Source organism: Pseudomonas sp. BF-R-01 (assembly GCF_019946615.1).
GTDB lineage: Bacteria > Pseudomonadota > Gammaproteobacteria > Pseudomonadales > Pseudomonadaceae > Aquipseudomonas > Aquipseudomonas migulae.
Genome location: NZ_JAGYFX010000007.1, coordinates 19,367 through 39,003 on the forward strand (window position 1 = coordinate 19,367; position 19,637 = coordinate 39,003).

17 protein-coding genes are annotated in these 19,637 nt (G+C 61.1%); 16 read left to right on the forward strand and 1 reads right to left on the reverse strand.

Translation table 11 applies throughout. The features are described from left to right. The first annotated feature begins 113 nt into the window (after nucleotides 1-113). From leuC to KGB27_RS04775, 7 genes are all read left to right on the forward strand, one after another. Entirely contained in the window at nucleotides 114-1,532 is a 1,419-nt protein-coding gene (leuC, locus tag KGB27_RS04745) for a 3-isopropylmalate dehydratase large subunit (protein WP_008028300.1), read from the forward strand. A 10-nt stretch (nucleotides 1,533-1,542) separates the two neighbouring features. After that, complete coding sequence (gene leuD / locus KGB27_RS04750) at nucleotides 1,543-2,187, forward strand: 3-isopropylmalate dehydratase small subunit (protein WP_008028298.1); 645 nt, start codon at nucleotides 1,543-1,545, stop codon at nucleotides 2,185-2,187. 148 nt (nucleotides 2,188-2,335) lie between these two features. Next, complete coding sequence (locus KGB27_RS04755; RefSeq protein WP_008037641.1) at nucleotides 2,336-3,103, forward strand: class I SAM-dependent methyltransferase; 768 nt, start codon at nucleotides 2,336-2,338, stop codon at nucleotides 3,101-3,103. Between the two features lie 79 nt (nucleotides 3,104-3,182). Beyond that, the gene (gene leuB / locus KGB27_RS04760; protein ID WP_192226354.1) at nucleotides 3,183-4,265 is read left to right on the forward strand and encodes a 3-isopropylmalate dehydrogenase; all 1,083 of its coding nucleotides are present in this window, start codon (nucleotides 3,183-3,185) and stop codon (nucleotides 4,263-4,265) included. Between the two features lie 68 nt (nucleotides 4,266-4,333). Next, on the forward strand, nucleotides 4,334-5,446 hold the full coding sequence (gene asd, locus KGB27_RS04765; RefSeq protein WP_008037636.1) for an aspartate-semialdehyde dehydrogenase: 1,113 nt from the start codon (nucleotides 4,334-4,336) through the stop codon (nucleotides 5,444-5,446). A gap of 245 nt (nucleotides 5,447-5,691) precedes the next feature. Next, nucleotides 5,692-6,702 carry an aspartate-semialdehyde dehydrogenase gene (locus KGB27_RS04770; RefSeq protein WP_223553341.1) on the forward strand — a complete coding sequence of 337 codons (1,011 nt, stop codon included), beginning with the start codon at nucleotides 5,692-5,694 and terminating at the stop codon, nucleotides 6,700-6,702. A 208-nt stretch (nucleotides 6,703-6,910) separates the two neighbouring features. Further along, on the forward strand, nucleotides 6,911-9,544 hold the full coding sequence (locus KGB27_RS04775) for a FimV/HubP family polar landmark protein (protein WP_223553343.1): 2,634 nt from the start codon (nucleotides 6,911-6,913) through the stop codon (nucleotides 9,542-9,544). A gap of 162 nt (nucleotides 9,545-9,706) precedes the next feature. Here KGB27_RS04775 and KGB27_RS04780 read toward each other — a convergent pair whose 3' ends face one another. Continuing rightward, on the reverse strand, nucleotides 9,707-10,366 hold the full coding sequence (locus tag KGB27_RS04780) for a M24 family metallopeptidase (RefSeq protein ID WP_223553472.1): 660 nt from the start codon (nucleotides 10,364-10,366) through the stop codon (nucleotides 9,707-9,709). Between the two features lie 190 nt (nucleotides 10,367-10,556). On the opposite strand from KGB27_RS04780, the gene truA reads away from it, so the two are divergent. The 9 genes from truA to KGB27_RS04825 all read left to right on the forward strand — a co-directional run bounded on the left by truA (nucleotide 10,557) and on the right by KGB27_RS04825 (nucleotide 19,490). Beyond that, nucleotides 10,557-11,381, forward strand: coding sequence for a tRNA pseudouridine(38-40) synthase TruA (truA, locus tag KGB27_RS04785; protein WP_032828713.1), 825 nt, complete (start codon nucleotides 10,557-10,559; stop codon nucleotides 11,379-11,381). A gap of 63 nt (nucleotides 11,382-11,444) precedes the next feature. Next, nucleotides 11,445-12,068, forward strand: a complete 624-nt coding sequence (locus KGB27_RS04790; RefSeq protein WP_223553346.1) for a phosphoribosylanthranilate isomerase — start codon at nucleotides 11,445-11,447, stop codon at nucleotides 12,066-12,068. Nucleotides 12,069-12,277: 209 nt separating this feature from the next. Continuing rightward, nucleotides 12,278-13,198 carry an acetyl-CoA carboxylase, carboxyltransferase subunit beta gene (gene accD / locus KGB27_RS04795; RefSeq protein ID WP_008028281.1) on the forward strand — a complete coding sequence of 307 codons (921 nt, stop codon included), beginning with the start codon at nucleotides 12,278-12,280 and terminating at the stop codon, nucleotides 13,196-13,198. Then, complete coding sequence (gene folC, locus KGB27_RS04800) at nucleotides 13,195-14,502, forward strand: bifunctional tetrahydrofolate synthase/dihydrofolate synthase (RefSeq protein ID WP_223553348.1); 1,308 nt, start codon at nucleotides 13,195-13,197, stop codon at nucleotides 14,500-14,502. The genes accD and folC overlap by 4 nt, the downstream gene beginning before the upstream one ends. Next, a complete protein-coding gene (locus tag KGB27_RS04805; RefSeq protein WP_008037624.1) occupies nucleotides 14,486-15,151 on the forward strand; it encodes an SPOR domain-containing protein in 666 nt (221 codons plus the stop codon). The genes folC and KGB27_RS04805 overlap by 17 nt, the downstream gene beginning before the upstream one ends. 99 nt (nucleotides 15,152-15,250) lie before the next feature. After that, on the forward strand, nucleotides 15,251-15,811 hold the full coding sequence (locus KGB27_RS04810; RefSeq protein WP_008028275.1) for a CvpA family protein: 561 nt from the start codon (nucleotides 15,251-15,253) through the stop codon (nucleotides 15,809-15,811). A gap of 41 nt (nucleotides 15,812-15,852) precedes the next feature. Next, complete coding sequence (purF, locus tag KGB27_RS04815) at nucleotides 15,853-17,358, forward strand: amidophosphoribosyltransferase (RefSeq protein WP_007935163.1); 1,506 nt, start codon at nucleotides 15,853-15,855, stop codon at nucleotides 17,356-17,358. A gap of 147 nt (nucleotides 17,359-17,505) precedes the next feature. Beyond that, complete coding sequence (locus KGB27_RS04820; RefSeq protein ID WP_192416852.1) at nucleotides 17,506-18,717, forward strand: O-succinylhomoserine sulfhydrylase; 1,212 nt, start codon at nucleotides 17,506-17,508, stop codon at nucleotides 18,715-18,717. Then, nucleotides 18,714-19,490 (forward strand): SDR family oxidoreductase, encoded by a 777-nt coding sequence (locus KGB27_RS04825; protein WP_008037619.1) that lies wholly within the window; start codon nucleotides 18,714-18,716, stop codon nucleotides 19,488-19,490. Before KGB27_RS04820 ends, KGB27_RS04825 begins: the two co-directional genes overlap by 4 nt. The last annotated feature ends 147 nt before the right edge of the window (nucleotides 19,491-19,637 follow it).

Consider the following 19,637-nt stretch of genomic DNA (forward strand, 5'->3'; position numbering starts at 1 on the left):
AAATATGAATTTGAGTTATTTAATGTAACCCCCTAGGATCGACCTCACAAGCCAAAGGGTTATTGAAATTCTCAAGACCCAGGGCATAGAAACACGCTGATGAGGACCGTCTGATGGCCGGCAAAACGCTTTACGACAAGCTTTGGGATTCCCATGAAGTGAAACGGCGCGACGATGGGTCGTCGCTGATCTATATCGACCGCCACATCATCCATGAAGTGACTTCGCCCCAAGCTTTCGAAGGCCTGCGCCTGGCCGGGCGCAAGCCTTGGCGCGTCGACTCGATCATCGCCACGCCGGACCACAACGTACCGACCACTCCGGATCGCAAGGGCGGCATCGAAGCGATTACCGACCAGGTCTCGCGTTTGCAGGTTCAGACCCTCGATGACTACTGCGATGAATATGGCATCACCGAATTCAAAATGAATGACGTGCGCCAGGGCATCGTTCACGTGATCGGTCCGGAGCAGGGCGCAACCTTGCCGGGCATGACCGTGGTCTGCGGCGACTCGCACACCTCGACCCACGGTGCATTTGGCGCCCTGGCCCATGGCATCGGCACTTCCGAGGTCGAGCACGTGTTCGCCACGCAGTGCCTGGTCGCCAAGAAAATGAAGAATATGCTGGTGTCGGTCGAAGGCAAACTGCCGTTCGGCGTGACCGCCAAGGACATCGTGCTCGCGGTCATCGGCAAGATCGGCACCGCCGGCGGTAATGGCCACGCCATCGAGTTTGCCGGCAGCGCCATTCGCGACTTGTCTATCGAAGGCCGCATGACCATCTGCAACATGTCCATCGAGGCCGGCGCTCGCGTAGGTCTGGTGGCGGCGGATGAAAAAACCGTGGCGTACGTGAAAGGCCGTCCGTTTGCCCCGAAAGGCGCGGAATGGGACCTCGCTGTCGAAGCCTGGAAAGACCTTGTTTCCGATGCTGATGCGGTGTTCGACACCGTCGTCGAGCTGGACGCCACTCAGATCAAGCCTCAAGTCAGCTGGGGCACTTCGCCCGAGATGGTGTTGGCGGTCGATCAGAACGTGCCGGACCCGGCGAAAGAAATGGACCTGGTCAAGCGCGGTTCCATCGAGCGCGCCCTGAAGTACATGGGTTTGACCGCCAATCAGGCGATCACCGACATTCAGCTGGACCGCGTATTCATTGGCTCCTGCACCAACTCGCGGATCGAAGACCTGCGCGCTGCGGCGGTGATCGCCAAGGGCCGCAAAGTGGCTTCGACCATCAAGCAAGCCATCGTGGTGCCGGGCTCGGGCCTGGTGAAGGCGCAGGCCGAGGCCGAAGGCCTGGACAAGATTTTCCTCGAAGCCGGTTTCGAGTGGCGTGAACCGGGTTGCTCGATGTGCCTGGCGATGAACCCGGACCGTTTGGAGTCGGGCGAGCATTGCGCATCGACCTCCAACCGCAACTTCGAAGGGCGTCAGGGCGCCGGTGGCCGTACGCACCTGGTCAGCCCGGCCATGGCCGCGGCGGCTGCCGTCAACGGTCGTTTCATCGACGTTCGCGAACTGATCTGAGGAACCGCACATGAGAGCTTTTACCCAACACACCGGTTTGGTCGCGCCATTGGATCGTGCCAACGTCGACACCGACCAGATCATTCCGAAGCAGTTCTTGAAGTCGATCAAGCGCACCGGTTTTGGCCCGAACCTGTTTGACGAATGGCGCTACCTGGACGTGGGTTATGCCTACCAGGACAACTCCAAGCGTCCGCTGAACAAGGATTTCGTCCTCAACGCCGAGCGTTACCAGGGCGCCAGCGTCTTGTTGGCCCGCGAGAACTTCGGTTGCGGCTCCAGCCGCGAGCACGCGCCGTGGGCGCTGGAAGAGTACGGTTTCCGCAGCATCATTGCGCCGAGCTATGCCGACATCTTCTACAACAACAGCTTCAAGAACGGCTTGCTGCCGATCATCTTGAGCGACGCTGAAGTGGATGAACTGTTCCAGCAGGTCGAGGCGAATCCTGGCTACGAGTTGAAGATCGACCTGCAAGCCCAGACCGTGACCCGGCCGGACGGCAAGGTCTACAGCTTCGAGCTTGACGAGTTCCGCAAGCATTGCCTGGTCAACGGCCTCGATGACATCGGCCTGACTTTGCAGGATCACGAGGCGATTGCATCGTTTGAAGCCAAGCATCGTGCGAGCCAGCCCTGGTTGTTTCGCGACGCGTAAGTTTGCGTTAGGCGTGATGACGCCTTCGCGGGCAAGCCTCGCTCCTACACAGCGCAATACCTGTAGGAGCGAGCGGTGCGGCGATCCGACTTGCCCGCGAAGAGGCCCGAAAAAACACCCCAAGACTCACCCGAAAAAGGAAGTCCACATGACCAGCACCGCCCAGCACAGCCAGGTAGTCCAAAAGCAATTCGGCGAGCAGGCCTCGGCCTACCTGAGCAGCGCCGTCCACGCTCAAGGCACTGAGTTTGCGCTGCTACAGGCTGAGCTGGCCGGGCAGGGCGATGCCCGCGTGCTGGACCTCGGTTGCGGCGCCGGTCACGTGAGTTTTCACGTGGCGTCGCTGGTCAAGGAAGTGGTGGCTTACGACCTGTCGCAGCAAATGCTCGACGTGGTCGCCGGTGCTGCCGTTGATCGTGGGTTGGGCAACGTGTCCACGGTCCTGGGTGCCGCTGAGCGGTTGCCATTCGCCGATGGCGAATTCGACTTCGTCTTCAGCCGTTATTCGGCGCACCATTGGAGCGATCTCGGCCTGGCCCTGCGTGAAGTCCGGCGGGTGTTGAAGCCGGGCGGCGTGGCGGCGTTCATCGACGTGTTGTCACCGGGCAGCCCGTTGTTCGACACTTACCTGCAAAGTGTCGAAGTGCTGCGCGACACCAGCCATGTGCGCGATTATTCCGCCGGCGAGTGGCTGCGTCAGGTCAGCGAGGCGGGGTTGCACACTCGCAGCACCACGCGTCAGCGCCTGCGTCTGGAGTACACCAGCTGGGTCGAGCGCATGCGCACACCACAAGTGATGCGCGCTGCGATCCTCGAATTGCAGCAGTCGATGGGCAACGAAGTACGCGAATATTTTGAGATTGAGGCCGATGGTTCGTTCAGTACCGATGTACTGGTGCTGATGGCAGAACGATAAGCTCGGAAACATAAGCACCGAGCGATAGAATTTTTCCGGGCGTGCCCAAGGGCACACCGACTGATGACATGAGGAAAGCATGAGCAAGCAGATTCTGATTCTCCCAGGTGACGGTATTGGCCCGGAAATCATGGCCGAAGCGGTCAAGGTGCTGGAACTGGCCAACGACAAGTACAGCCTGGGCTTCGAACTGAGCCACGACGTGATTGGTGGCGCAGCCATCGACAAGCACGGCGTGCCACTGGCCGATGAAACCCTGGAGCGTGCTCGCGCCGCCGATGCTGTTTTGCTGGGCGCCGTGGGCGGCCCGAAATGGGACACCATCGAGCGTGACATCCGCCCTGAGCGTGGTCTGCTGAAGATTCGTGCGCAACTGGGCCTGTTCGGCAACCTGCGTCCGGCGATCCTGTACCCGCAACTGGCCGAAGCTTCCAGCCTGAAAGCCGAAATCGTTTCCGGCCTGGACATCCTGATCGTTCGCGAGCTGACCGGCGGCATCTACTTCGGCGCGCCGCGTGGCACCCGCACCCTGGAAAACGGCGAGCGTCAGTCCTACGACACGCTGCCATACAGCGAAAGCGAAATCCGCCGCATCGCCCGTGTCGGTTTCGACATGGCCATGGTGCGCGGCAAGAAGCTGTGCTCGGTGGACAAGGCCAACGTGTTGGCTTCCAGCCAGCTGTGGCGTGAAATCGTCGAAGAAGTGGCCAAGGATTACCCGGAAGTCGAACTGAGCCACATGTACGTCGACAACGCCGCCATGCAACTGGTGCGCGCACCGAAGCAGTTCGACGTGATCGTCACCGACAACATGTTCGGCGATATCCTGTCCGACCAGGCGTCGATGCTCACCGGTTCCATCGGCATGCTGCCGTCGGCATCGCTGGATACCCATAACAAAGGCATGTACGAGCCGTGCCACGGTTCGGCTCCGGACATCGCGGGCAAGGGCATCGCCAACCCGCTGGCGACCATTTTGTCGGTGTCGATGATGTTGCGTTACAGCTTCAACCAGTCGGATGCAGCGGATGCCATCGAGAAAGCCGTGAGCCTGGTGCTGGATCAGGGCCTGCGGACGGGCGACATCTGGTCGACCGGTTGCACTAAAGTCGGTACGCAGGAAATGGGTGACGCAGTAGTCGCCGCGCTGCGGAATCTGTAATCTCTCGGGCCCGCTGCCACTTTCCACTTCGAAAGCAGCGGCCCACTTTTCAAGAAGGTGTAGTTGCGATGAAACGTGTAGGTCTGATCGGTTGGCGCGGTATGGTCGGTTCCGTGCTCATGCAGCGGATGCTGGAAGAGCAGGATTTCGATCTTATCGAGCCGGTGTTTTTCACCACTTCCAATGTCGGTGGCCAAGGCCCGTCCGTGGGCAAGGACATTGCTCCGCTCAAGGACGCTTACAGCATTGAAGAGCTGAAAACCCTCGACGTGATTCTGACCTGCCAGGGTGGCGACTACACCAGCGAAGTCTTCCCGAAGCTGCGCGAAGCCGGCTGGCAGGGTTACTGGATCGACGCCGCTTCCAGCCTGCGCATGCAGGATGACGCGGTCATCGTGCTGGACCCGGTCAACCGCAAGGTCATCGACCAGCAGCTCGACGCGGGCACCAAGAACTACATCGGCGGCAACTGCACCGTCAGCCTGATGCTGATGGGTCTGGGCGGTCTGTTCGAAGCCGGTCTGGTCGAGTGGATGAGCGCCATGACTTATCAGGCAGCCTCCGGTGGCGGCGCGCAGCACATGCGTGAACTGATCAAGCAAATGGGCGTGACCCACGGCGCTGTCGCCGATCAACTGGCCGACCCGGCCAGCGCCATCCTCGACATCGACCGTCGTGTGGCCGAAGCCATGCGCAGCGACGCGTACCCGACCGAAAACTTCGGCGTACCGCTGGCCGGCAGCCTGATCCCGTGGATCGACAAGGAACTGCCGAACGGTCAGAGCCGCGAAGAGTGGAAGGCCCAGGCCGAGACCAACAAGATCCTCGGTCGCTTCAAGAGCCCGATCCCGGTCGATGGCATCTGCGTGCGTGTCGGCGCCATGCGCTGCCACAGCCAGGCACTGACCATCAAGCTGAACAAAGACGTGCCGATCGCCGACATCGAAGGGTTGATCAGCCAGCACAACCCTTGGGTCAAGCTGGTGCCGAACAACCGTGACATCAGCATGCAGGAGCTGAGCCCTACCAAGGTCACCGGCACCCTGAATGTTCCGGTTGGCCGTCTGCGCAAGTTGAACATGGGTTCGCAGTTCGTCGGCGCATTCACCGTTGGCGACCAGCTGCTGTGGGGCGCGGCCGAGCCGCTGCGTCGCATGCTGCGGATTCTGCTTGAGCGTTGATCGATTGAAGCAATGAAAGAACCCGTGCCTTGAAAGGGGCGCGGGTTTTTTTATGGAAGTTGTGTCGCCAGAAAGGGCCTCTTCGCGGGCAAGCCTCGCTCCTACATGGGATCGCGCCGCACCTGTAGGAGCGAGGCTTGCCCGCGAAGGGGCCGGTACAGGCGCCGCAAATCCCCGGCAGAAATTGCCTGCACACCCTCCACCCGGTAAAGTGCCGCTCCCCCCGTTTCGCCAGAGGTACAACCATGAGCCAGTCCTTTGATATTGCCGTGATCGGCGCCACCGGTACTGTCGGCGAAACGCTCGTGCAGATTCTCGAAGAACGCGACTTTCCGGTCGGTAACCTGCACCTGCTGGCCAGCAGCGAGTCCGCCGGTCATTCGGTGCCGTTTCGCGGCAAGAACGTGCGGGTGCGGGAGGTCGATGAGTTCGACTTCAGCAAAGTACAGCTGGTGTTCTTCGCCGCAGGTCCGGCGGTGACCTTGAGTTTCGCCTCGCGTGCCACGGCGGCCGGTTGCTCGCTGATCGATCTGTCCGGCGCCTTGCCTGCCGATCAGGCGCCGCACGTGGTGCCGGAAGCCAATGCTCAGGTTCTGGCCGGTCTGAAAAAGCCATTCCAGGTCAGCAGCCCAAGCCCGTCGGCCACCACCTTGGCCGTGGTACTCGCACCCTTGCTCGGTCTGCTCGATCTGCAGCGCGTCAATGTGACCGCCAGCCTGGCCGTTTCTGCCCAGGGCCGCGAAGCCGTTACAGAGCTGGCCCGGCAAACCGCCGAGCTGCTCAATGTGCGTCCGCTGGAGCCGAGTTTTTTCGATCGGCAGATGGCCTTCAACCTGCTGGCGCAAGTCGGCAAGCCGGATGAAAACGGCCATACGCTGCTGGAAAAGCGTCTGGTGCGTGAGCTGCGTCAGGTCATGGCCTTGCCTTCATTAAAGATTTCCGTCACTTGCATTCAAGCCCCGGTGTTTTTTGGCGATAGCTTTAACGTGACCCTGCAGTCTGCAAGCGTCGTGGACCTGGTAAAAGTCAACGCGGCGCTGGAAGACGCTCCGGGTATCGAGCTGGTGGAAGCCGGCGATTACCCGACGCCGGTCGGCGATGCGGTAGGGCAGGATGTGGTCTACGTCGGTCGGGTTCGCGCTGGAATCGACGACCCGTCGGAACTTAATGTGTGGCTGACGTCAGATAACGTACGCAAAGGCGCGGCGCTCAATGCTGTGCAGGTGGCTGAATTGTTGATAAAAGACCTGCTGTAAAAGATACTTGGCAACAATTTGCAGAATGATTCTGGTCGGGCGTCATGCTCGACCGGATTGCTGAAGGCAAGCCACCCTGCGAGGCTTTCCGGGGCATGAAAGAAATGATCGCGCGCGACGACCCTTCGCCGCCGCGCGCAATGCCTTACGGCAGCGACTATCAACACCTTCTCGCTGGCCGAGGAATGTTCAAACAAAGGATGAGGCTATGGTTCAAGTTCGCAAACTGGTGTTAGCAATAGCGGCCGCCTCGGCGCTGTCCTCCGGTATGGCGCATGCGCTCGGGCTCGGGGAATTGACCCTGAAGTCGTCGCTGAACCAGCCGCTGGTGGCGGAAATCGAATTGCTCGACGTCAAGGAACTCACGGCCGCCGAATTGGTGCCGAGCCTGGCGTCGCCCGAAGATTTCGCCAAGGCCGGTGTCGACCGTCAGGCATTCCTCAATGACCTGAGCTTCACCCCGGTGCTCAACGCCAGTGGCAAAAGCATCTTGCGCGTGACCTCCAGCAAGCCGCTGTCCGAACCGATGGTGAAATTCCTGGTTCAGGTGATGTGGCCCAACGGTCGCCTGCTGCGCGATTACAGCGTGCTGCTCGATCCGTCCAAATTCTCGCCGCAAACCGCTGAAGCGGCTGCGCAGCCGGCGCCGACCCAGACTGTCGCTGCACCGGTGACCGGCGCTACCAAGCCGACCCAATACACCACCACGCCGCGCGATACCCTCTGGGAAATCGCTGCGAAGGCGCGCAATGGCGGCTCGGTTCAGCAAACCATGCTGGCCATCCAGGCGCTGAACCCGGATGCCTTCATCAACGGCAACATCAACTTGCTGAAAACCGGTCAGGTGCTGCGCCTGCCGGATCAGACGCAAGTCGCCAGCGTGCCGCAACCCAAAGCCATTGCCGAAGTCGCTGCGCAGAACACTGCGTGGCGTCAGGGGCGTCGCTATGTGGCGAAGCCTGGAGCAGGGCAGCAGCAACTCGACGCGACCAAGCGCCCTCGCGCTGAAGGCGCTCCTGTGCAGCCTGCCAAGGACAAACTGAGCCTGGTGTCTGCCGAGTCCGGCAAGACCGGTGGCAAAGGTGCTGCAGGTGATGCGAAGGCCTTGAGCAACAAACTGGCCCTGGCCCAGGAAAGCCTCGACACGACCCGCCGTGACAACGCTGAACTGAAAAGCCGCATGACCGATCTGCAAAGTCAGCTGGACAAGCTGCAACGCCTGATCGAGCTGAAGAACAATCAACTGGCCAAGATGCAGGCCGAAGGTGCTGCGGGTGCGCCGGCTGCTGCTGTCGCGGCGGCCCCGGCGATCTCGGCCGAATTGACGCCGAGCCCTGCGCCTGTAATGCCAGCCCCGGTGGCGGCCGCTCCTGAGGCCGCGCCAACTCCGGCTGAAGCGCCTGTCGAGCCAGCGCCAGCCGCGTCTGACGATCAGAAATTCAACGACCTGCTGACCAATCCGGTGCTGCTGGGTCTGGTCGGCGGTGGGGCAGTGGTTCTGCTGCTGTTGCTGCTGTTGCTGGCCCGTCGCCGCAAAGCCCAGCAGGAAGCCGAGAAACACCTGCGGATGGCCCGTGCCTTGTCCGAGGAGCAGGATTTCTCCGCTGATCTGGATTTGCCTGAAAGCAGCTTCGAAGGTCTGGAAGTGCCGCCGCCAAGCGTGAAGCTCGCGACCGCGCCAGCTCCTGCACCCGCGCCAACCCCGGCTCCCGCTCCGGCTCCGGTCATTGAGCCAGTGGTGGTCATGCCGCCGATCGCCGCGCCACTGGTCGCGCCTGCCGCTGATCGTGATGACGACGTGCTGGCCAAGGCGCAGTCGCACATGGCCGCCGGTCGCCTGAATCAGGCGGCTGCGTTGCTGGAAGATGGCATCAAACAAGAGCCTCAGCGCAGTGACCTGCGTCTGAAGCTGATGGAAGTCTATGGCCAGCAGGGCGACCGCGACGCGTTCGTGGCCCAGGAGCGTCAGCTCGTGGCCAACGGCGAAAACTTCGCCCGTGTCGAAGAGCTGAAAAGCCGCTTCCCGGCCATGGCGGTCGTCGTGGCGGGTGGTCTGGCTGCTGCGGCCGTCGCTGCCGAGCTGGACGCCGAATACGTCAAAGAGCTGTTGATGGACGAGTCCGAAGAGCCGGCGCCGGCACTGGCCGATGACGACTTCGACAGCGCGTTTGATCTGAGTCTGGATGATCTGGAAAACGTCGTTCCTGTGGTGGCTGCGCCTGAGCCGACGCCTGAGCCAGAACCAGAGGCTTTGGCCGAACTGGATGAATTCCCGCTGGACGACGACCTGAGCTTTGAGTCGGTGTTGCAGCAACAGACTGAAATCAAGGAAAACCTCGACGACCTGTCGGACTTCGATCTGGACATGGACCTCGGTGCCGATCCGTCGCCAGGGATCCTCGATGAAGACGATTTCCTGTTGAGCCTGGATGACGACGTCAAGGACTTGCCTGCCGTTGAAGTACCTGCCGCCGCTCCTGAGGTCGCGCTGGATGATCTGGAGCTGCCGGCGGATTTCGATCTGTCGCTGGCCGATGAAATGGACGCTCCGGATGCATTTGCCGCTGAGCTGGATGACGTCAACGCCGAGCTGGATCGTCTGTCGCAGAGCATTGGCGAACCGACCTTCACTGCCGAAGACGCATTGGCTTCCGCCGCTGATGAGCCGGAATTCGATTTCCTCTCCGGCACCGACGAAGTCGCCACCAAGCTCGACCTGGCCCAGGCCTACATCGACATGGGCGACGCCGACGGCGCGCGGGACATCCTCAATGAGGTGGTCAGCGAAGGTGACGCGGGTCAGAAGAGCGAAGCCAAGGAAATGCTTTCGCGTCTGGCTTGAATGACCGGTAAGGCATAAACAAAACGGCAGCCCATTGAGGCTGCCGTTTTTGTTTTATCGATAATGCGATGGAGTCTGTTGAGGTGTCTTCGCGGGCAAGCCTCGCTCCTACAGGTTTGGTGATTCGCGTAGGAGCGAGGCTTGCCCGCGAAGCTTTTTGGTTCAGGCCAGCAAATCCTCATAAAACGCACCAAACGGCCGGGTAGGGTGGGCGATCTGAATTTCCAGAATCCATAACCCCACATTCGGACATTCCTCGAAATTCCCCAGATCCCCGGCACGATAAATCGCATGGGGGAAATCACTGACCCGGTGTCCCTTGATTTCCAGGTTCAGCTTCCAGCCCATCGCCATCGCCTGTTCGTCGGCGTAGCGATACAGCTCGGGACCGGCCACCTGCCGGGTTCGCCAGTAATCGTGAACCTGATCGAACAAGGTCTTCGCGGCCGTCGCGCACGCCTTCATCTCGGAGTCGTCACCGACGACGAACGTTGCGCCGGAGTCGCCTTCATGGCGATCCCAGACCACGCCGAGGTCGATAAAGAAAATGTCGTTCTCGGCCAGTACCGGATCGCCTTCGGAGCGCTGCTTGAAGGTTTTCAGGGTGTTTTCGCCAAAGCGGATCTTTGACGGGTGCCAGATGCGGTCCATTCCCAGTTCGTTTAATACCTCAAGGCTCATGGCCAGCGCTTCGGATTCACGCATGCCGGGTTTGATGCGTCTGGCCATTTCGTCGATGGCTTCCCACGTCTTGCGTTTGGCGTGCAGCATGCCTTCCAGGCTGTACGCCAGGCCGACGGCTTCTTTGAGAGGTGCATTCATCATCAGGTCTCGGTGGTGTACTGTTTTTTTCGTTGTGTAGTTATCTATATAGCGAAGTCTGTGTGGACACTGCAACGGCACAAACGACACACGCCTCTGGCGTCCCGGTCCGGCGGCCTTATAATGCCCGCCTTTGCGTAGATCAGCAGGCTGTCACTCCTTGGCAAATATAGATAACCCGGCCGCCGAAATGGCGGCCGACGGCTTTTTCCGCATCGCGTTGGGCGTTGAATACAAAGGCTCTCGCTATCGCGGCTGGCAGCGTCAGGCCTCCGGCGTGCTCACGGTGCAGGAAACCCTGGAAAACGCCTTGTCCAAAGTTGCCGACTCACCCGTGTCGCTGCTGTGCGCCGGGCGCACGGACGCCGGCGTGCATGCGTGCGGGCAGGTGGTGCATTTCGACACACAGGTCGAGCGGTCGATGAAAGCCTGGGTCATGGGTGCCAACATCAACTTGCCCCACGACGTCAGCGTCAGTTGGGCCAAGGTCATGCCGGCGCATTTCCATGCGCGGTTCAAGGCCATCGCCCGGCGCTATCGCTACGTGATCTACAACGATCAGATCCGTCCGGCGCACCTGAACGAAGAAATTACCTGGAATCACCGTCCGCTCGACGTCGAGCGCATGGCCGAGGCTGCGCAATACCTGGTCGGCACCCACGACTTCAGCGCTTTTCGCGCCGGCCAGTGCCAGGCCAAATCGCCGGTCAAGGAGCTGCATCACCTGCGCGTCACGCGTCACGGCAAGATGATCGTGCTGGATATCCGCGCCAGCGCCTTCCTGCACCACATGGTGCGTAACATTGCCGGTGTATTGATGACCATCGGCGCAGGTGAGCGTCCGGTGGAGTGGATGAAGGAAGTGCTGGAGAGCCGCATTCGCCGTTCCGGCGGGGTAACGGCGCATCCATTCGGCCTGTATCTGGTGCAGGTCGAGTACCGCGACGAGTTCGAATTGCCTGAACGTTACATTGGCCCACACTTCCTGACCGGTTTCACCGAACTTGACGGCTGACGCCCTCGAACGCATTTGTTACCATCCGGGACTTTCTCGGATTTACCCTGAGGTTTTATCGACATGTCAGCCGTTCGCAGCAAGATTTGCGGGATTACCCGCATAGAAGATGCGTTGGCGGCGGTCGAGGCCGGGGCTGATGCCATCGGGTTTGTGTTTTACGCCAAGAGCCCGCGGGCTGTGACGTTCCAGCAAGCGCGCGACATCATCAAGGCGCTGCCGCCGTTCGTGACGACCGTGGGTTTGTTCGTCAACGCCAGCCGTTGCGAGTTGGGAGAGTTGCTCGACGCCGTGCCGCTGGACCTGTTGCAGTTCCATGGCGACGAAACCGCTGCCGACTGTGAAGGCTGGCATCGACCGTACATCAAGGCGCTGCGGGTCAAGGCCGGCGACGATATCGCGGCGGCATGCAATGCGTTTCCAAGTGCCAGCGGTATCCTGCTCGATGCTTATGTTGAAGGCGTCCCTGGTGGAACCGGCGAAGCGTTCGACTGGTCTCTGATACCGCAAGGCTTGAGCAAGCCGATCATCCTGGCGGGCGGTTTGACGCCGGACAACGTCGGCGAAGCGATTGCCCGGGTTCGGCCTTACGCCGTGGACGTCAGTGGGGGAGTAGAGGCGAGCAAGAGCATCAAGGATCACGCAAAGATTCAGGCATTCATTAACGCGGTACGCAGCAGCAAGTAGTTGATGTGACGGCTGGCAGACTGCCGCCGTCCCAAAATGCACTGCGCTGCACAAAGCAGGCACGGCTGAGGATTGATGGGTTGTACGCAGGTCACGCTTCACTGACCCGGCCACCCACCGATCATCGCCACACACATGAATTTAGCTCAAGGGCATACGCGGGGCTGCGAACCAGAGCGTTCGGGCCGCCGGTACTGGAGAAAGAAAGCATGAGCAACTGGTTAGTAGACAAACTGATCCCTTCGATCATGCGTTCCGAGGTCAAGAAGAGCTCGGTGCCTGAAGGTCTGTGGCACAAATGCCCGTCTTGCGAGGCTGTGCTGTATCGTCCGGAGCTGGAAAAGACCCTGGACGTTTGCCCGAAGTGCAACCACCACATGCGTATCGGCGCCCGCGCCCGTATCGACATCTTCCTCGACGCCGAAGGCCGCAGCGAGCTGGGTGCGGACCTGGAGCCAGTCGACCGTCTGAAATTCCGCGACGGCAAGAAGTACAAGGACCGCCTGACCGCTGCGCAAAAGCAGACTGGCGAGAAAGACGCGCTGATCTCCATGAGTGGCACCCTGCTGGGCATGCCGGTGGTGGTTTCGGCCTTCGAATTCTCCTTCATGGGCGGTTCCATGGGTGCGATCGTCGGTGAGCGCTTCGTACGCGCCGCCAACTACGCCCTGGAAAACAAATGCCCGATGATCTGCTTCGCCGCTTCCGGCGGTGCGCGGATGCAGGAAGCCCTGATTTCCCTGATGCAAATGGCCAAGACCTCTGCGGTGCTGGCGCGTCTGCGTGAAGAGGGCATTCCGTTCATCTCCGTGCTGACCGATCCGGTCTACGGCGGCGTCTCCGCCAGCCTGGCGATGCTTGGCGACGTGATCGTCGGCGAGCCGAAAGCCCTGATCGGCTTCGCCGGTCCACGCGTGATCGAGCAAACCGTTCGCGAAAAACTGCCGGAAGGCTTCCAGCGCAGCGAATTCCTGCTGGAGCACGGTGCGATCGACATGATCATTCACCGTCAGGAACTGCGTCCGCGCCTGGGTAACCTGCTGGCGCAACTGACCGGCAAGCCGACGCCGAAATTCGTCGCCGCGCCAATCGAGCCGATCGTCGTTCCGCCGGTGCCTGCAAACATATGACCCAACGCACCCTTGGCGAGTGGCTCGCCTACCTTGAGCAGTTGCACCCTTCGGCCATCGACATGGGCCTTGAGCGCTCGCAACAGGTAGCGTCCCGCATGGGGCTGGGCAAGCCGGCGCCTCGGGTGATCACGGTCACCGGCACCAACGGCAAGGGTTCCACCTGCGCATTCGTGGCTTCATTGCTGCGGGCGCAGGGTCTGAAGGTTGGTGTCTACAATTCTCCGCACCTGCTGCGTTACAACGAGCGGGTGCAGGTCAACGGCGTCGAAGCGACGGATGCCGAGCTGTGCGAAGCCTTTGCTGCGGTGGAGGCGGGGCGTGGCGAAACTTCCCTGACTTACTTCGAAATGGGCACCCTGGCGGCGTTCTGGCTGTTTCAACGGTCAGCGCTGGATGCCGTGGTGCTGGAAGTCGGTCTGGGCGGGCGACTGGACACGGTCAACGTGGTGGATGCCGACATGGCGCTGGTGACCAGCATCGGCGTGGATCACGCGGATTATCTGGGCGACACCCGTGAGTCAGTGGCCTATGAAAAGGCCGGCATCTTCCGCCAGGGCGCGCCTGCGCTCTGTGGCGACCTGAATCCTCCTCAACCTCTGCTGGACAAGGCGCGCGAGCTGGCTTGCCCGTTTTTCCTGCGGGGACGCGATTTTGACCTCGGTGTCACCGATCACAACTGGCAATGGCGCGGTCTTGACGCTCAAGGGCGTGTAGTCGAGTTGCATGATCTGCCGTTGCTCGATCTGCCGATGGAAAACGCCGCGCTGGCGTTGCAGGCGTACCTGTTGCTTGGTTTGCCTTGGGTCGATGCGCAGATTATTGATGCGCTGAAAGCCACGCGGGTGGTTGGTCGTCTCGACCGCCGCCAGTTCGACTGGCAGGGCAAGCGTCTGAACCTGTTGCTGGATGTGGGGCATAACCCTCACGCCGCCGAATACCTGGCCCGTCGTTTGGCGAGCCGACCGCCGGCCGGCAAGCGTCTGGCGGTGTTTGGATTGCTGGCGGACAAGGATCTGGATGGTGTTGTCGGCGAATTGAATGCTAGTGTCCAGCACTGGGCTGTTGCGCCGCTGGATTCGCCGCGGGCACGGCCGGTCGCCGATTTGCACGGGGTGTTGCACAACCTTGGTGCTTCAGTCGCGTCCTATGGCAGCGTGGCCGCAGCCCTGGAAGGGCAGTGCGCGCTGGCGACGAGCGACGACGAAATTCTGTTGTTCGGATCATTTTATTGTGTTGCCGAGGCCCTTGAATGGCTGGCCCGGCGCTCCACGGAGGAAGCGGCAAATGGCATTGCTGGATAAGGCTTACAAACAGCGCATGGTCGGCGCCCTGGTGCTGGTGGCGCTGGCGGTGATTTTCCTGCCGATGCTGTTTTCCCGTCAGGATGAGCAGCGTCAGGTAACGGTCGAAGCGCCAGCCGCCCCGCAAGCGCCTTCGGTGCCGCAGGTGCAGGTCGAGCCGGTGGCGGTACCTGAGCCGCAAGTCTTGCCGCAGGAGCCTGTGCCGAGTGATGACGACATCGCGCAGCAGGAAGAGCCCGTAATGCCGATCGCGCCGACTGCACCCGTCGCGCCTGCGCCTGCCGCAAAACCGGTAACGCCGCCTCCGGCACCGGCTCCGGTCAACAAACCGACGACTGCGCCGAGCCAGCCGATTACCGCCGCACCGGGTAAGCCGGATACTACTCAAAGCCGCGTCGACGCCAATGGCCTGTCGGTCAGCTGGTCGGTGCAACTGGCCAGCCTGTCGAGCCGTGCCAGTGCAGAAAACCTGCAAAAAACCCTGCGCAGCCAAGGCTACAATGCCTACATTCGCACGGCTGACGGCAAGAATCGGGTGTTCGTCGGGCCGCTGATCGAGCGTGCGGAAGCCGATCGTCTGCGCGACTTATTGAACCGCCAGCAGAACCTCAAGGGTTTTGTGGTGCGCTTCCAGCCTGAGCGCGGTTGAAAACTATCGACCCGATTTGAAATGCACTGACAATCGCAGCTTACCGATAAGCATGGGCTCTGCTAAAATGCGCCGCCTTATCCGTCTGTAGGCTGCACTGTGCCATTTACCTGGGTTGACTGGGCGATCGTTGCAATCGTCGCCATCTCCGCATTGATCAGTCTGAGCCGCGGCTTCGTCAAAGAAGCATTATCGCTGGTGACCTGGATCATCGCAGGAGTCGTCGCCTGGATGTTCGGTGGTGCATTGTCCGAATACCTCGCCGGATACATCGAAACGCCATCGGCACGTGTGATCACGGGCTGCGCAATAATGTTTGTCGCCACGCTGATCGTAGGCGCAATGATCAATTATCTTATCGGCGAATTGGTTCGCGTCACCGGGTTGTCCGGGACCGATCGATTCCTCGGCATGGCCTTCGGCGCCGCGCGTGGCGTGTTGCTGGTGGTCGTGGCGGTCGGGCTGTTGAGCCTGGGGCCGGTACAGCAGGACGGGTGGTGGCAACAGTCGCAACTCGTGCCAAAATTTCTATTGGTCGCAGACTGGTCCAAAAACCTGATTCTCGGGTGGAGCAGTCAGTGGCTTGCCAGCGGTATCAGCGTACCCGCTGAAATACCGTTCAAGGAGCACCTCTTGCCGACGGCCAAAACGCCTCAGTGAGTTGTGTTCAGTTCAGATCCATTAAGTAGGGGTTGCGTCGCATGTGTGGCATCGTCGGTATCGTCGGTAAGTCGAACGTCAATCAGGCGCTGTATGACGCGCTAACCGTCCTCCAGCACCGCGGCCAGGACGCTGCCGGTATCGTGACCAGCCATGACGGCCGGTTATTCCTGCGCAAGGACAATGGCCTGGTGCGTGACGTGTTCCATCAGCGTCACATGCAGCGTCTGGTCGGTCACATGGGCATTGGCCATGTGCGTTACCCGACCGCGGGCAGCTCGACCTCGGCCGAAGCTCAACCGTTCTACGTCAACTCGCCTTACGGCATCACCCTGGCGCACAACGGTAACCTGACCAACGTTGAACAGCTGGCCAAGGAGATTTACGAATCTGACCTGCGCCACGTCAACACCAATTCCGATTCGGAAGTGCTGCTCAACGTGTTCGCGCACGAACTGGCCCAGCGTGGCAAGTTGCAGCCTACTGAAGAAGACGTGTTCGCTGCCGTCACTGACGTGCACAACCGTTGCGTCGGTGGTTACGCTGTCGTGGCGATGGTGACCGGTTACGGCATCGTCGGTTTCCGCGACCCGCACGGCATCCGCCCGATCGTTTTCGGTCAGCGTCACACCGACGAAGGCGTGGAGTACATGATCGCCTCCGAAAGCGTGTCCCTGGACGTGCTCGGTTTCACCCTGATTCGCGACCTGGCACCGGGCGAAGCGGTCTACATCACTGAAGACGGCAAGCTGCACACCCGTCAGTGCGCGACCAACCCGTCCCTGACTCCGTGCATCTTCGAACACGTCTACCTGGCGCGTCCGGACTCGATCATCGACGGTGTCTCGGTTTATAAGGCCCGTCTGCGCATGGGTGAGAAGCTCGCCGAGAAGATCCTGCGCGAGCGTCCGGATCACGACATCGACGTGGTCATCCCGATTCCGGACACCAGCCGTACCGCCGCGCTGGAGCTGGCGAACCACCTGGGCGTCAAGTTCCGCGAAGGCTTCGTGAAGAACCGTTATATCGGCCGGACCTTCATCATGCCGGGCCAGGCCGCACGGAAAAAATCCGTACGCCAGAAGCTCAACGCCATCGAACTGGAATTCCGCGGCAAGAACGTGATGCTGGTGGATGACTCGATCGTTCGCGGCACCACTTGCAAGCAAATCATCCAGATGGCCCGCGAAGCTGGCGCCAAAAACGTCTACTTCTGCTCCGCGGCACCGGCCGTTCGCTACCCGAACGTCTACGGCATCGACATGCCGAGCGCCCACGAGCTGATCGCCCATAACCGTTCGACCCAGGACGTCGCGGATCTGATCGGCGCAGACTGGCTGATCTATCAGGACTTGCCTGACTTGATCGAAGCGGTCGGTGGCGGCAAGATCAAGATCGACAAGTTCGATTGCGCGGTGTTCGACGGCCAGTACGTGACCGGCGACGTCGACGAGGCTTACCTGAACAAGATCGAGCAGGCACGCAACGATGCCTCCAAGGTCAAGACGCAGGCAGTCAGCGCGATCATTGATCTGTACAACAACTGAGTAAACGCGCGGCCTGTAGGAGCGAGCGGTGCGGCGACCCGACTTGCCCGCGAAGCTTTTGGTGTTCCCAAAGGCCCCTTCGCGGGCAAGCCATGCTCCTACAGGCCGTTTTTGTATCTATTAGCGAGTAGGGCAAGGAGTGACAGCATGAGTCAGGATTGGGATGCCGGTCGGCTGGACAGCGACCTCGAAGGCGTAGCGTTCGATACCCTGGCCGTACGCGCCGGTCAGCACCGCACGCCGGAAGGCGAACACGGTGATCCGATGTTCTTCACTTCCAGCTATGTGTTCCGTACCGCCGCCGACGCGGCCGCACGTTTTGCCGGGGAAGTGCCGGGCAACGTTTACTCGCGCTACACCAACCCGACCGTGCGCGCGTTCGAAGAGCGCATTGCCGCCCTGGAAAGCGCCGAGCAAGCCGTGGCCACCGCCACTGGCATGGCCGCCATCATGGCGGTGGTGATGAGTCTGTGCAGCGCCGGCGATCATGTGCTGGTATCGCGCAGCGTGTTCGGTTCGACCATCAGCCTGTTCGAGAAGTACTTCAAGCGCTTCGGCATCGAAGTCGATTACGTGCCTCTGGCGGATCTGTCCGGCTGGGACGAGGCGATCAAGGCCAACACCAAGTTGCTGTTTGTCGAGTCGCCGTCCAATCCACTGGCCGAGCTGGTGGATATCGCCGAACTGGCGAAAATCGCTCACGCCAAAGGCGCGATGCTGGTGGTCGACAACTGCTTCTGCACACCTGCGCTGCAGCAGCCGCTGAAGATGGGCGCGGACATCGTCGTGCACTCGGCGACCAAGTTCATCGATGGCCAGGGCCGTTGCATGGGCGGCGTAGTGGCCGGTCGCAGCGAGCAGATGAAAGAAGTGGTCGGCTTCCTGCGTACCGCCGGGCCAACCTTGAGCCCGTTCAACGCGTGGATCTTCCTCAAAGGCCTGGAAACCCTGAACCTGCGCATGAAGGCGCACTGTGCCAACGCGCAGCAACTGGCCGAGTGGCTGGAGCAGCAGGACGGTATCGAGAAAGTCCATTACGCCGGCCTGAAAAGCCATCCGCAACACGCGTTGGCACAGCGTCAGCAGAAAGGTTTCGGCGCCGTGGTGAGTTTCGAGGTCAAGGGCGGTAAAGAGGGCGCGTGGCGCTTTATCGATGCAACCCGATTGATTTCGATCACCGCCAACCTTGGCGACAGCAAGACCACCATCACCCACCCGAGCACCACCTCCCACGGCCGTCTGGCGCCGCAAGAGCGTGAAGCAGCGGGCATTCGTGACAGCCTGATCCGCATTGCGGTCGGTCTGGAAGACGTGGCCGACCTGCAGGCTGATCTGGCGCGCGGGTTGGCTGCCTTGTGATCGAGTTGTCCACGCCGACTACCAGTTCTAATGGCCGCGTCGCACTGGTGACCGGTGCTGCGCGGGGCATTGGTCTGGGGATTGCGGCCTGGCTGATCAGCGAAGGCTGGCAGGTGGTGCTGACGGACCTGGATCGGGTGCGTGGTTCGAAGGTGGCGAAGGTGCTGGGCGACAACGCCTGGTTCATCGCCATGGACGTCTCGAACGAAGGGCAGGTGGCGTTGGGTGTTGCCGAAGTGCTGGGGCAGTTCGGGCGTCTGGATGCGCTGGTGTGCAACGCGGCAGTGGCCGATCCGCACAACATCACCCTGGAAAGCCTCGATCTGGCTTACTGGAATCGGGTACTGGCGGTAAACCTCAGCGGGCCGATGCTGTTGGCCAAGCACTGTGCGCCGTACCTGCGTGCTCACAGCGGTGCGATCGTCAACCTGGCCTCGACCCGCGCCGGGCAGTCAGAACCCGACACGGAGGCCTATGCGGCGAGCAAGGGCGGTCTGCTGGCCTTGACTCACGCCTTGGCGATCAGCCTCGGGCCGGAAATTCGCGTCAACGCCGTCAGCCCTGGCTGGATCGATGCGCGAGACCCTGGGGTGCGGCGTGCCGAACCACTGACCGAAGCTGACCATGCGCAGCATCCGGCGGGCAGGGTAGGGACGGTCGAGGACGTGGCGGCGATGGTTGCCTGGTTGCTGTCGAAGAATGCGGGTTTCGTCACGGGCCAGGAGTTTGTGGTCGATGGCGGCATGACCAAGAAGATGATTTACAGCGAATAGCAGTGCGGGGGCGGTCTTCTGCATTGATGCCGAATGTGCCGGCCTCTTCGCGAGCAGGCTCGCTCCCACATTAAAAACGCGGCCCACTGTGGGAGCGAGCCTGCTCGCGAAGCGGTCTAACGGCTGCGGACATCCCCAGGGATGACA